Genomic DNA, 416 nt, shown 5'->3' on the forward strand with positions numbered 1-416 from the left:
GCACTGACCACTGACTCCATGAGCAGCGTTTTCTCTGGCCTGGTGGGTGCAGCTCCGGCAGCGGTATACATCGAGTCTGCGGCGGGTACGGCGGCGGGCGGTAAAACCGGTTTGACGGCTATCACCGTTGGCGTGCTGTTCCTGCTGATTCTGTTCCTCTCTCCGCTCTCTTACCTCGTTCCGGGGTATGCAACGGCTCCGGCGCTGATGTACGTTGGCCTGCTGATGCTGAGCAACGTGGCGAAAATCGACTTTGCTGATTTTGTTGATGCGATGGCGGGTCTGGTTACGGCGGTATTCATCGTGCTGACCTGTAACATCGTAACAGGCATCATGATCGGCTTCGCGACTCTGGTGATTGGGCGTCTGGTTTCCGGCGAATGGCGCAAGTTGAACATCGGTACGGTCGTTATCGC

Annotated in this window: 1 pseudogene; it reads left to right on the forward strand. The window is 57.5% G+C overall.

From position 1 onward, the window contains the following. Positions 1-416 (forward strand): annotated as a pseudogene (gene ghxP / locus I6F21_RS38145) (guanine/hypoxanthine transporter GhxP); the annotation flags it as partial.

Source organism: Bradyrhizobium sp. NBAIM03 (assembly GCF_020194055.1).
GTDB lineage: Bacteria > Pseudomonadota > Alphaproteobacteria > Rhizobiales > Xanthobacteraceae > Bradyrhizobium > Bradyrhizobium yuanmingense.